Source organism: Azoarcus sp. KH32C (assembly GCF_000349945.1).
In the GTDB taxonomy this organism is placed as follows: domain Bacteria; phylum Pseudomonadota; class Gammaproteobacteria; order Burkholderiales; family Rhodocyclaceae; genus Aromatoleum.
Genome location: NC_020516.1, coordinates 4,357,158 through 4,369,399, shown reverse-complemented (window position 1 = coordinate 4,369,399; position 12,242 = coordinate 4,357,158). Strand labels below are relative to the sequence as shown.

General features: G+C 67.5%; 12 protein-coding genes. 8 read left to right on the top strand and 4 right to left on the bottom strand.

Annotated features, from left to right (window positions below; genetic code table 11):
* Nucleotides 1-7 precede the first annotated feature (7 nt).
* The 3 genes from AZKH_RS19525 (at nucleotide 8) to AZKH_RS19515 (ending at nucleotide 3,904) form a co-directional block, all read left to right on the top strand.
* Nucleotides 8-3,262: an efflux RND transporter permease subunit gene (locus tag AZKH_RS19525; RefSeq protein ID WP_041656416.1), complete on the top strand. Its 3,255-nt coding sequence runs from the start codon at nucleotides 8-10 to the stop codon at nucleotides 3,260-3,262.
* Entirely contained in the window at nucleotides 3,259-3,483 is a 225-nt protein-coding gene (locus AZKH_RS19520; RefSeq protein ID WP_015437524.1) for a DUF2892 domain-containing protein, read from the top strand. The genes AZKH_RS19525 and AZKH_RS19520 overlap by 4 nt, the downstream gene beginning before the upstream one ends.
* A gap of 112 nt (nucleotides 3,484-3,595) precedes the next feature.
* Entirely contained in the window at nucleotides 3,596-3,904 is a 309-nt protein-coding gene (locus AZKH_RS19515; RefSeq protein ID WP_015437523.1) for a hypothetical protein, read from the top strand.
* Between the two features lie 18 nt (nucleotides 3,905-3,922).
* Here the strand turns inward: AZKH_RS19515 and AZKH_RS19510 are convergent, their stop codons facing one another.
* Nucleotides 3,923-4,429: a disulfide bond formation protein B gene (locus tag AZKH_RS19510; RefSeq protein WP_015437522.1), complete on the bottom strand. Its 507-nt coding sequence runs from the start codon at nucleotides 4,427-4,429 to the stop codon at nucleotides 3,923-3,925.
* Nucleotides 4,430-4,639: 210 nt separating this feature from the next.
* On the opposite strand from AZKH_RS19510, the gene AZKH_RS19505 reads away from it, so the two are divergent.
* Nucleotides 4,640-5,239: an FMN-dependent NADH-azoreductase gene (locus AZKH_RS19505; RefSeq protein WP_015437521.1), complete on the top strand. Its 600-nt coding sequence runs from the start codon at nucleotides 4,640-4,642 to the stop codon at nucleotides 5,237-5,239.
* 36 nt (nucleotides 5,240-5,275) lie between these two features.
* Complete coding sequence (locus AZKH_RS19500; RefSeq protein WP_041656414.1) at nucleotides 5,276-6,169, top strand: pirin family protein; 894 nt, start codon at nucleotides 5,276-5,278, stop codon at nucleotides 6,167-6,169.
* A 117-nt stretch (nucleotides 6,170-6,286) separates the two neighbouring features.
* Here AZKH_RS19500 and ybiB read toward each other — a convergent pair whose 3' ends face one another.
* Nucleotides 6,287-7,207 (bottom strand): DNA-binding protein YbiB, encoded by a 921-nt coding sequence (gene ybiB / locus AZKH_RS19495; protein WP_041657611.1) that lies wholly within the window; start codon nucleotides 7,205-7,207, stop codon nucleotides 6,287-6,289.
* A gap of 50 nt (nucleotides 7,208-7,257) precedes the next feature.
* Between ybiB and AZKH_RS19490 the strand changes: the two genes are divergently transcribed.
* Both AZKH_RS19490 and AZKH_RS19485 read left to right on the top strand, forming a co-directional pair.
* Complete coding sequence (locus AZKH_RS19490) at nucleotides 7,258-8,145, top strand: 2-hydroxy-3-oxopropionate reductase (RefSeq protein WP_015437518.1); 888 nt, start codon at nucleotides 7,258-7,260, stop codon at nucleotides 8,143-8,145.
* The gene (locus tag AZKH_RS19485) at nucleotides 8,145-9,023 is read left to right on the top strand and encodes an NAD(P)-dependent oxidoreductase (RefSeq protein WP_015437517.1); all 879 of its coding nucleotides are present in this window, start codon (nucleotides 8,145-8,147) and stop codon (nucleotides 9,021-9,023) included. The genes AZKH_RS19490 and AZKH_RS19485 overlap by 1 nt, the downstream gene beginning before the upstream one ends.
* On the opposite strand, the gene AZKH_RS19480 is transcribed toward AZKH_RS19485, so the two are convergent.
* Together AZKH_RS19480 and mtnA are read right to left on the bottom strand one after the other, a co-directional pair.
* Nucleotides 9,020-9,679, bottom strand: a complete 660-nt coding sequence (locus AZKH_RS19480; RefSeq protein WP_015437516.1) for a class II aldolase/adducin family protein — start codon at nucleotides 9,677-9,679, stop codon at nucleotides 9,020-9,022. The two genes, AZKH_RS19485 and AZKH_RS19480, sit on opposite strands and share 4 nt — an antisense overlap.
* Nucleotides 9,676-10,743: an S-methyl-5-thioribose-1-phosphate isomerase gene (gene mtnA, locus AZKH_RS19475; RefSeq protein WP_015437515.1), complete on the bottom strand. Its 1,068-nt coding sequence runs from the start codon at nucleotides 10,741-10,743 to the stop codon at nucleotides 9,676-9,678. Before mtnA ends, AZKH_RS19480 begins: the two co-directional genes overlap by 4 nt.
* A gap of 340 nt (nucleotides 10,744-11,083) precedes the next feature.
* On the opposite strand from mtnA, the gene AZKH_RS19470 reads away from it, so the two are divergent.
* Nucleotides 11,084-12,241, top strand: a complete 1,158-nt coding sequence (locus tag AZKH_RS19470; RefSeq protein WP_041657609.1) for a pyridoxal phosphate-dependent aminotransferase — start codon at nucleotides 11,084-11,086, stop codon at nucleotides 12,239-12,241.
* Nucleotide 12,242: the final 1 nt, after the last annotated feature.

Below are 12,242 nucleotides of genomic sequence, written 5' to 3'. Positions count from 1 at the left end.
GCCGGCCATGGACACCCCGCTCGGTATCGCCGGCCGCATCGCCGGCGCCTTCCAGCGCAACGCGCTGACACCGCTGTTGGCGCTCGTGCTGCTGCTGATGGGCGTGTTCGCGACGCTCGTCACGCCGAAGGAGGAAGAGCCGCAGATCGACGTGACGATGGCGAACGTGCTGGTCCCCTTCCCGGGCGCGTCGGCGCGCGACGTCGAGGCGCTCGTCGCGCGGCCCGGAGAGCAGGTGCTGTCGCGGATGGCGGGCGTCGAACACGTCTACTCCGTGTCGCGCCCCGGCATGGCCGTGATTACCGTGCAGTTCAAGGTCGGCGTGCCGAACCAGACGGCGCTCGTGCGGCTCTACGACACCGTCCATTCGAACAAGGACTGGCTGAGCCCGCAGCTCGGGGTCGGCGAACCGATCGTCAAGCCGAAGGGCATCGACGACGTGCCGATCGTGAGCCTCACCTTCTGGACCGCTGACGCCGCGCGCAGCGGCTTCGAGCTGCAGCAGGTCTCGCGCGCAGTCGAGCTCGAACTCAAGCGCATTCCCGGCACGCGCGACGTGACGACGATCGGCGGACCCGGCCACGTCGTCCGAGTCCTGCTCGACACCGAGCGCATGAACGCGCACGGCGTGACCGCTCAGGACGTGCGCGCGGCGCTGCAGCTCGCGAACGCCTCGCAGCCCGCTGGCACGCTCGTCGCGGGCAACCGCGAAGTGCTGGTGCAGACCGGCACCTACCTCGAATCGGCCGAGGACGTGCGGAGTCTGGTCGTCGGCGTCGTCGAGCGCAGGCCGGTCTTCATGCGCGATGTCGCGCGTATCGAAGACGGCCCCGATCAGGCGACGCAATACGTGTGGTTCGGCACAGGTGCCGCTGCGGCGCAGAAGGGCATCGCGGAGCAGGGCGCCTTTCCGGCGGTGACGCTTGCCATCTCGAAGAAGCCCGGCGCGAACGCGGCCGACGTCGCCGACGCCGTGCTCGTCCGCGCGGAGAGCCTGCGCGGCGAGCTGATCCCCGAAGGCGTCGACTTCACCGTCACGCGCAACTACGGCCAGACCGCCAACGACAAGGCCAACACGCTGATCGGCAAGCTCGTGTTCGCGACCTCGGCCGTCGTGCTGCTCGTCTTCTTCGCGCTCGGCCGGCGCGAGGCGCTGATCGTCGGCGTCGCGGTCGGCCTCACGCTCGCCGCGACGCTCTTCGCGTCCTGGGCCTGGGGCTTCACGCTGAACCGGGTGAGCCTCTTCGCGCTGATCTTCTCGATCGGCATCCTGGTCGACGACGCGATCGTCGTCGTCGAGAACATCCACCGCTGGCACACGCTGGAACCTGACACGCCGCTGTGGCAGCTCGTGCCGCGCGCCGTCGACGAGGTCGGCGGGCCGACGATCCTCGCGACCTTCACGGTCATCGCCGCGCTGCTGCCGATGGCCTTCGTCACCGGCCTGATGGGCCCCTACATGAGCCCGATCCCGATCAACGCGTCGATGGGCATGTTCATCTCGCTCGCGGTCGCCTTCGTCGTCACGCCCTGGCTCGCGCAGCGCCTGCTGAAGGCTGTCGATGCCCACACGCACGGAGGCGAGGACAAGCTGACCGCCCGGCTCGATCGCCTGTTCCGGCGGACGATGACTCCGATGCTCGACCCCGCGAAAGGCGGACGCGCGCGCCTGAAATTGTGGCTCGCCGTGCTGGTGCTGATCCTTGCCTCGGTTGCGCTCCCGGCGGTCAAACTCGTCGTCCTGAAGATGCTGCCCTTCGACAACAAGAGCGAATTCCAGGTCGTGCTCGACATGCCGGTCGGCACCCCGGTCGAGGAGACCGCGCGCGTGCTGCGCGAGATCGGCGAGCGTCTCGCCGCGGTCGAGGAGGTCAGCGACTGGCAGGCCTATGCCGGCACCGCGAGTCCGATCAATTTCAACGGTCTGGTGCGTCAGTACTACCTGCGGAGCCTGCCCGAGCAGGGCGATATCCAGGTGAATCTCGTCGACAAGAAGCATCGCCACCGCAAGAGCCACGAGATCGCCGTCGCGGTGCGCGACGAGGTCGCGCGCATCGCGCGCGCCGCCGGCGGGAATGCGAAAGTCGTCGAGGTCCCGCCCGGCCCGCCGGTGCTCTCGCCGATCGTTGCCGAAGTGTACGGCCCGGATTACGCGGGGCAGACCGCGGTCGCGGGCAAGGTCCGCGCGGCCTTCGAAGGCACGACCGACGTCGTCGGCGTCGACGACACCGTCGACGAGGCCGCACCGAAGCAGGTGCTGCGCGTCGATCAGGCGAAGGCGGCCCGTATGGGCGTCGCGCAGGCGGATATCGTCGAGGTCGTGCGCCTGGGTCTCGCGGGCGAGAACGTCACGCCGATCCACGGCGGCGACAACAAGTACGAGATCCCGGTGCATATCCAGCTGCCGTCCGAACGCCAGTCGAACGTCGATGCGCTGCTCGCGCTCAAGGTCCGCGCGCGCGACGGCACGCTGGTGTCGGTGTCGGAGCTCGTTACCGTCGAGGACACGACGCGCGAGCAGGTGATCTACCGCAAGGACCTGCTGCCCGTCGTGTATGTCACCGGCGACATGGGCGGAAAGCTCGATTCGCCGCTCTACGGCATGTTCGACGTGCGCTCGCAGATCCGCGAGCTGCCGCTTGCAGGCAGTCCCGGTCTCGCCGGCGCGCTGGGTGAATGGTTCATCCGCTCGCCCGACGATGCCTACGCCGGCTACAGCGTGAAGTGGGACGGCGAGTGGCAGGTGACCTACGAGACCTTCCGCGATATGGGCGCGGCCTACGCCGTGGGGCTGATCCTGATCTACGTCCTCGTCGTCGCGCAGTTCCGGAGCTACCTCGTGCCGCTGATCATCATGGCGCCGATCCCGCTGACGATCATCGGCGTGATGCCCGGCCACGCGCTGCTCGGCGCGCAATTCACCGCGACCTCGATGATCGGCATGATCGCGCTCGCCGGCATCATCGTCCGCAACTCCATCCTGCTCGTCGACTTCGTCAATCAGCAGGTGCGAGCCGGTGTCGAACTCGGCGAAGCGGTGATCCGTGCCGCCGCGGTGCGCGCGAAGCCCATCGGGCTCACGGCGCTCGCCGCGATGATCGGTGCGCTCTTCATCCTCGACGACCCGATCTTCAACGGGCTCGCGATCAGCCTGATCTTCGGCATCCTCGTGTCCACCGTGCTGACGCTGGTGGTCATCCCGGTGCTGTACTTCGCCGCGATGCGGGGCCGCGTCGCGCAACTCAAGGGAGAAACCTCATGACGCTCACCGTCAACCAGTTCGTCCGGATCTTTGCCGGCGCCTTCGTGCTGATCTCGCTCGCGCTCGGCGTCGAGGGCTCGCCGCTCTTCGTGAACAAGAACTTCCTGTGGTTCACGGTCTTCGTCGGCGCGAATCTCTTCCAGAGCGGCTTCACGCGCTTCTGCCCGCTGGAGATCTTCCTGCGCAAGGCCGGTGTGCCGGACGGGCCAAGCTGCCGCTGAAGCATCGACCGTAGCGTAATTATTTGCGCTCATGACGATGCAAAGGATGCGACGTTCGGCTGCCGGGAGGGCTACAATCCGGCTGTCAGAAATCCGACCTGCATCCGCCATCATGAACGATCGCGTATCCCAAATCGAACGGCGGCTCGACCGGCGCATCCCTCTCGGCTGCCAGGCGACCATCCGTCTGAAGAGCGGCGAGTCGATCCCGGCGGAATGCGTCGAGATCAGCGTCGGCGGGATGACGCTGCGTTCGTCCTATGTCCCGGGGCAAGCCGAGGTGCTGGAGGTGATCATCGCCTCGCCCGGCGGCCAGGTCGCCCGCCCCCCGCTCGTGACGCGCCTCGAAGTGAAGCGCTGCCACGCCTTGGGCCAGGGGCTCTACGAGATCGGCGGCACGACCGTACGCGTGGTCGGCTGAGGCCGCCGCCGACGGTCCTCAGGCGCGGGCCTTGCCGCGCAGGAAGATCGCGATCGCGAACAGCACGACCAGCGTGAAGGTCACCAGCGACCAGTTGGCGATCGACAGGCCGAGGAAGGTCCAGTCGACGACCGAGCAATCGCCCGCCCCGCGGAAAATCATCGGCAAGGCATCGGCCAGCGGGAAGCTGCCGAGCATGAATTCGAGGTCGGGCCCGCATTCGGACACCTGCGGCGGGTAGATCTGGATCCACGTCTGCCGCACCGCGACGCCGCCGCCCGCGAGCGCCATCAGCAGCACGAGCACGGCATACGCGCGCGTTCCCGTCCGTCCCGGATTATGCAGTCCCGCGACCAGCGCGGTCAGGCCCACGGCGATGAAGGCATAGCGCTGCATGATGCACATCGGGCAGGGCTCCAGCCCCTTCACGTGCTGCAGGTAGAGGCCGAAGCCGAGCAGGGCGAAGCAGGCTGCGAACAGCGCCAGGAAAAGAAAGCGGGGGGACGGCGAAGATGGATTCATCATGGAAGCAGGGCTTGAATGCCAAAGGGCGATTGAAACGCGATTGTAGGATAGTCAGCTGACTTCGTCGTTGTTGCGCTGCAGAAGTTCCAAATTATGCTGTTTGCATTGGTGCAATACCTGAAATAGTGTAGTGCAAAGTTCAGGCTTTTTCCGCAACAATGCTTCCCCTAGAGTTGCCTCCACTGACTCACACATTTAACGGAGAGCGACATGAACATCCTGCAGATCAACTCCAGCGCCCGTAGCGAAGGTTCGCAATCGACCCGTCTGGCGAACTCGATCGTCGAGCGCCTGAAGAACGAAAATCCGGGCGCGGCGCTGGTCGTCCGCGACCTGGCTCGCAATCCGCACCCCGTGCTTGACGAAGCCACGCTCGGCGCACTCTTCACGCCGGCCGAGCAGCGCACGCCGGAACAGGCAGCCCGCGTCGCGCTCGATGACGCGCTGATCGCCGAAATCCAGGCCGCCGACGCCGTGGTGCTGGGCGTGCCGATGTACAACTTCGGCGTGCCGGCGCAACTGAAGAACTGGATCGATGCGATCGCCCGTGCGAAGGTCACTTTCCAATACACCGCGAACGGGCCCGAAGGCCTGCTGAAGGGCAAGACGGTGTATGTCGCGCTGACCCGCGGCGGCCGTTACCGCAACAGCCCGCTCGACTCGCAAGTCCCGTATCTGAAGGCCGTGCTCGGCTTCCTCGGCATGACCGACGTGCGCTTCGCCTTCGCCGAAGGCCTGGCGATGGGCCCCGAAGCGGAACAACAGGCCTTCGCCGAAGCTCAACGCGATATCGAGGCCGCGTTCGCCTGATCGAAGCTGCATAACCCACCGATGGAGGAAGGTCTCATGTCCGAAAAGTCCCACACCCAGCAGCCCGAACGCGTCGCGAAGCCGCGCGCCGTCGAGTGTCTGGTGGCCGGGCAGGCCACCTCCGACGGTGCCGGCGTCAAGCTCACGCGCGTGCTGACCCAGCCGCTGCAGCGCCGGCTCGACCCCTTCCTGATGCTCGATGCCTTCCGCAGCGACAATCCGGGCGACTATCTCGCGGGCTTTCCCGATCATCCGCACCGCGGCTTCGAGACCGTCACCTACATGATCGCCGGCCGCATGCGCCATCGCGACAACGCCGGCCACGAAGGCCTGCTCGAGAACGGCGGCGTGCAGTGGATGACCGCCGGGCGCGGCCTGATCCATTCGGAGATGCCCGAGCAGGAAGATGGTGTGATGGAAGGCTTTCAGCTGTGGCTGAACCTGCCGGGGCGGGACAAGATGTGCGCGCCGTGGTATCGCGACTTTGCGGCAGCAGATCTGCCGGATTTTCGAACGGAAACCGGGGTCGAGGTCTCCGTGATCGCAGGCCTCAGCCATGGCGTCGTCGGCGCGGTGACGCGCGACGCGACGGCACCGCTGTATCTCGACATCCACCTGCCTGCGGGCGCGAATTTCACGCAGGCGATCCCCCCGGGGCACAACGCCTTTGCGTATGTGTATCGCGGCGAGGTGTCGATTTCCGGCAAGACCGTGCCGGAAAAGCGCATGGCAATTCTGGTCAACGCGGCGGACGCCGACGGCGTTGTGATCGAAGGGGGCGCCGCGCCGTCGCGCGTGCTGCTGATTGCCGGCCGTCCGCTCGGCGAGCCGATCGCCCAGTACGGCCCCTTCGTAATGAACACGCAAGAGGAACTTTTGCAGGCCGTCGCGGACTATCGCGACGGACGTTTCGCTCCGAGCGCTTCCTGACACGGCGTCGTCCCGGCAGGAGAGGCTTCAACTACGGGAGAGTATTCTCCCCAACACTCCACATCCATCCGTGGTTGAAGCCTCTCCTGCCGGGATGCCGACGGCAGGTTTCTTCTTTCAAGACTCCATCGCAAGCTGCACGAGCGTTGCGACCTGGTCCAGAATCGGTTGCGGTATGGCGACGTCGCCCGCGAGCATCGCGCGGATCAGTGCCGCGTTCTCGGCGACCGCCGGCGCATCGGGCAATCCTTCCAGCGGCGGCGCGCCGCCTTCCTCCGCCGGCCAGGCGATGTCCGCGACGCCCTCCCGGAACACCTGAATCGCCGGACGCCGGCGCGGATTCGCGTAGGCCTCGCCCTCGGTGCCGCGCATCAGCATCGCGCGGCCGCCGTCCGCGACGAGGAATTCGTGCATGCGTTCGAGGTACTCCGGGTGCGTCACCGCGACGACCCGCACGCTGCGCCCGACGCAGGGATCGACCAGCTTCGCCATCGTATGCCCGCTGCCGCGCACGCCCATCCGCAGGCGCAGGCTCAGCAGGCGGTCCAGCCCAGGCAGCAGCTCATCGAGGCGCAGGCAGGCGACGCGCTTTTCCGTCAGTTCGCGATGCGCTTCGCCGACACCGAGCGCCGGATGGATGTCGAGCGCCGCGAGCAGTTCGAAGGGGCTCACGCGCGATTCGAAGTCATGCCGCCCCTGGATCAGCACCGGCACGCCTTCGCGCGCGAGCAGCAGCGCGACGAGCGGCATCAGGTTCGCCTGGCGGCGGGCGCCGTTGTAGGTCGGCAGGATCACGCAACGCGGCCCCGGCGGCACCGCGACCTGCGGGCAGCGGGCGTCCATCGCGCGCTTGAAGCCGAGCAGTTCGTCGCGCGATTCGCTCTTGATGCGCAACGCGATGACGATGGCGCCGAGCTCCAGGTCCGGCACCTTGCCATCCAGCATGTCGCCGAAAAGCTGTTCCGCGTGCGAGGCGTCCACGTCGCGCGCGCCCTTGGCGCCGCGCCCGATTTCCTTGATGATGGGGGCGTAGGTCATGGCGCGATTATGCGTCGCCATGCATGTTCCAGCCACAGGAGATTGCAAGAATGGAAGTCGGATTCATCGGACTCGGCCTGATGGGGCGCCCCATGGCGCTGAACCTCATGAAAGCGGGGCACAAGGTGCATGTATGGAGCCGCCGGCGCGAATCGATGCAGCCGCTGCTCGATGCGGGCGCCGGCGACTGCGCGAGCGCCGCCGAGCTCGCCTCGCGCGTGGAGGTTGTCATCAGCATGGTCGCCGATGCGCCCGACGTCGAGCAGGTCGCGCTCGGACCGAAGGGCCTCGCCGAAGGGGCGCGTCCCGGCCTGATCTTCGTCGACATGAGCACGATCGCACCGGCCGCCGCACAGGCGATCGCCGCGAAGCTCAAGGCGCGCGGCATCGAGATGCTCGATGCGCCGGTGTCGGGCGGCGAGATCGGCGCGATCAATGCGAACCTCACCATCATGGTCGGCGGCGACGCCGCGGCCTTCGAGCGCGTGAAGCCCGCATTCGAGGCGATGGGCAAGACCGTGTCGCTGATCGGCGCGAGCGGGGCCGGCCAGGTCGCGAAGGCGTGCAACCAGATCCTCACCGGGGTCGGGGTCGCGGCGGTGGCCGAGGCGATGAACTTCGCGAAGAAGAGCGGCGTCGATGCCGCGAAGGTGCGCGAGGCGCTGCTCGGCGGCTTCGCCTATTCGCGCGTGCTCGAAAACCACGGCCAACGCATGCTCGACCGCAACTTCAAGCCCGGCTTCAAGGCCTGGATGCACCAGAAGGACCTGCGCATCGTGATGGAAGAGGCGCACCGCCTCGGCCTCGCGCTGCCGACGTCGGCCGCGACCGCGCAGATGCTCAACGCGATGGTCGGTAGCGGCCTCGGCGAGAACGACTCGATCGCGATGCTGAAGCTCCTCGAACGGATGAGCGGCGGCGAGGAGGAGCAGGCCTGATGGAAGTCGGTTTCGTCGGACTGGGCGCGATGGGGCGCCCGATGGCGCAGCACCTGCAGCGCGCCGGCCATCGCCTGCACTTGTGGGCGCGGCGCCCGGAGAGCCTGGCATCGTTTGCCGACAGCGGTGCCGTCGTGCATGACTCGCCTGCCGCGCTGGCGGCGGCGACCGACGTCGCCTTTACGATCATCACGACCAGCGCCGACGTCGAGCAGGTTGCGCTCGGCAAGGACGGTTTCGTCGAAGGTGCGCGTCCCGGTTGGGTGCATGTCGACATGAGCACGATCGCGCCGGGAACCACGCGGCGCATCGCGGCAGCACTGGCCGAACGCGGCGCGGCGATGCTCGACGCGCCGGTGTCCGGCGGCTCGGTCGCGGCCGAGGCGGGGACCGTTGCGATGATGATCGGCGGTGATGCTGCGGTGCTGGAGCGCGTGCGTCCGCTGCTCGAATGCTTCTCACGCGTCATCGTCCACGTCGGCGACAACGGCGCCGGCGAGGTTGCGAAGGCCTGCAACCAGATGGTGATGGTGTCGACGATCCAGGCCTGCGCCGAAGCGATGCTGCTTGCGAAGGCGCACGGCGTCGATCTCGCGGCGATGCGCGGCGCCCTGATGGGCGGCTCCGCATCGTCGCGCATGCTCGACGTGATGGGCGACCGCATGATCCGCCGCGACTTCGCCGCCGGCATCGAGGCGCGCCTGCATCACAAGGACTTCGGCATCCTGATGGACGAGGCCGCGCGCCTCGGCGCGCCGCTACCGATCGCCGCGCAAGTCTGGCAGCAGCTCAACGCGTTGATGGCGCAGGGTGGGGCGCACGACGATACGTCGAGCCTGTTGCGGGTGCTGGAGACTGGCTGCGGAAGGCGGGATTAACCCGCTTGCGGCTTGCCGTACCAGCGGAAGCGCTCGACGACCTCGGCCATCTCCGCGTCCGACAGCAGCACCGGTTCGCCGAGCTGGCGCGTGCGCCAGTACTGCTCGCACAGCGTCTCGAACTCGATTGCGAGCGCCAGCGCATTTGAGAGGCTGCGGCCGAACACCAGCATGCCGTGATTCGCCATCAGGCAGGCCGAACGCTCTTCCAGCGCATCGAGGATGTTGTCGGAGAGGTCCTGCGTGCCGAAGGTCGCATAACGCGCGCAGCGTACCGTGTTGCCACCGAAGCGCGCGATCATGTAATGGAAGGCCGGGATCTCGGTCCGCTGGCACGCGAGTGAGGTCGCGAACGGGGCATGCGCGTGCAGGACCGCGCCGGCCTCGGGGCGCCCCGCATAGATGTCGTGGTGAAAGCGCCACTCGCTCGACGGCGCGAGACGACCCGTCGCCGTCCCGTCCTCGGCGACGAACACCATGTCCTCGACGCAGCACGCCTCCGGTGGCATGCCGCTCGGCGTGATCAGCATCCCGCCCGCCATCCGCACACTGACATTGCCGGCGGTCCCCGTGTTGAGTCCGGCGGCAGTCATCGCCCGCGCCGTCGCGAGCAATTCCTCGCGCAATGAAGCGTCGTAATGGCTGCCCTGGGTCATGCCTTCGCCTCCGGATAGAGCTCGCGCAGCCGTCCCGGCTCGCAGACGCCGCGCTCGGTGATGATGCCGGTGATGCAGCGCGCAGGCGTCACATCGAAGGCCGGGTTGGCGGCCGCGGTGGTTTCGGGCGCGAGGCGCAGCATGCGCAATGCACCGTCCTCGGCGAGACCGAGCACCGAGCACACTTCGCCCGCGCCGCGATCCTCGATCGGGATCGCCGCACCGTCGGGACACCCGAAATCGACCGTCGAGAAAGGCGCCGCGATGTAGAAGGGCACGCCGTGCTCGCGCGCCGCGAGCGCCTTCAGATAGGTGCCGACCTTGTTCGCCGAGTCGCCGTTCGCCGCCACTCGGTCCGCGCCCGTGATCACGACATCGACCTCACCGCGCGCGAGCAGTATCCCGGCCGCGTTGTCGGCAATGAGGCGCAGCGGCACGCCTGCTTCGCGCAACTCCCACGCGGTGAGCAAGCCCTGGTTGCGAGGCCGCGTTTCGCTGACCCACACCTCGACCGCGAGCCCGCGCACCTGCGCTTCATACACCGGCGCGAGCGCCGTGCCGGCGCCGCAGGTCGCGAGCCAGCCGGCGTTGCAGTGGGTCATCACGCGCAGCGGACGGTCGAGTCCGGCAGCGAGGCCTTTGAGAATCTCGTAGCCGTGTCCGCCGATCGCGGCGCACATCCCGGCATCGCCCTCGCGGATCGCTTCAGCCTCGCGCCAGGCGGCCTCGACGCGCTCGGAGGGATCGAGCGGGCGCAACCGGCCGGCCATCTGCCCAAGCGCCCAATGCAGGTTCACTGCGGTCGGACGCGTCGCGCCGAGAATCTCCAGCGAGCGCTCGAGCCGCGCGTCGCTCGCATCCCTCATCAGCGCGATCGCAACGCCAAAGGCCGCCGTGGCGCCGATCAGCGGAGCTCCGCGGACCTGCATCGCATGGATCGCGACGGCGACCTCGTCGAGCGTCGTCAACCGGCGCACTTCGCAACGGTGCGGCAATAGAGTTTGGTCAAGAATAACGACGGCGTCCCCGTCGCGCTTGATCGTGGGAATAGGCTGAGTAAACATGGGGCTATTCTATCCCGAGACCAACCGCCCTATCCGCACGCAAGTGCCGTGGCCTTCCTCTTCCGGGCTGTCCGTGAGCGCCGGGCCGCGACTGTCCGTGGGGGAAACAAGGCGACGCATGTTTGAGCCCGCAGGGCGAGTTTGCGTCGCCGCCCCCGCGGACTGGCTCGGGCCGGGAAGCCGAAGGCCGCGAGCGCCTGCCCGGAAGAGGAAGGACGCGGCACAAGGCGCCGAGCGGAGGCTTCGACAATCCTGCATTGTCTTGAAATACCGGCGCCATTGGTCATCAACCGGACCCTCTGCGAGAATGTTCGGCATCAACTCGACCCCGCCCGCAGCCATGCCCCAATTCCCCGCCCCCATCGAATCCCGCCTGCCCAACGTCGGCACCACGATCTTCACCGTGATGTCGCGTCTCGCGCAGCAATGCGGCGCGATCAACCTGTCCCAGGGCTTCCCGGATTTCAACGCCGAGGACTTCCTCTTCGAGCGCGTCTCGCACTGGATGCGGGCCGGATTCAACCAATACGCCCCGATGGGCGGCGTCGCGCCGCTGCGTGAAGCGATCGCACGCAAGGTCTCCGCCCTGTATGGCACGGAATACGACCCCGAAACCGAAATCACCGTCACCGCCGGCGCGACGCAGGCGCTGCTCACCGCCGTCGCGGCGCTGGTGCATCCGGGCGACGAAGTCATCGTGTTCGAGCCGGTATACGACTCCTACGCCCCCGCAGTCGAACTGCAGGGCGGCCGCGTCGTGCGCATGCAACTGACGGCACCGGACTACCGCCCGGACTGGGACGCGGTCGCCGCCGCGATCACGCCGCGCACGCGCATGATCATGATCAACAGCCCGCACAACCCGACCGCGACGGTATGGACCGCGGACGACATGGCGCGGCTCGCGGCGCTTACCCGCGACACCGGCATCGTGATCGTCTCTGACGAAGTCTACGAGCACATCGTCTTCGACGGCCTGCGCCACGAAAGCTGCGCGCGCCACCCGGAGCTTGCCGCCCGCAGCGTCATCGTGTCGAGCTTCGGCAAGACCTATCACATCACCGGCTGGAAAGTCGGTTACGTCGTCGCCCCGCGCGAGCTGATGGCCGAATTTCGCAAGGTGCATCAGTTCAACGTCTTCACCGTGAATACGCCGGTGCAATACGCGCTCGCCGATTACATGGCCGATGCGTCGCGCCACGAGAGGCTGGCGGCCTTCTACCAGGCCAAGCGCGATTTCTTCCGTGACGCATTGACCGGATCCCGCTTCGAGCTGTTGCCCTCGCGCGGCACCTATTTTCAGCTCGCGCGCTACGGCGCGATCTCCGACGAAGCCGATACCGCCTTCGTGCAGCGGCTCACGCGCGACGTCGGCGTCGCGGCCATTCCGGTCTCCGCCTTCTTCGCCGACGGGCGCGACGAGCGCGTGATCCGCTTCTGCTTCGCGAAGAACGAAGCCACGCTCGCCGCGGCCTGCGAGCGCTTGCGCCGGGTCTGAC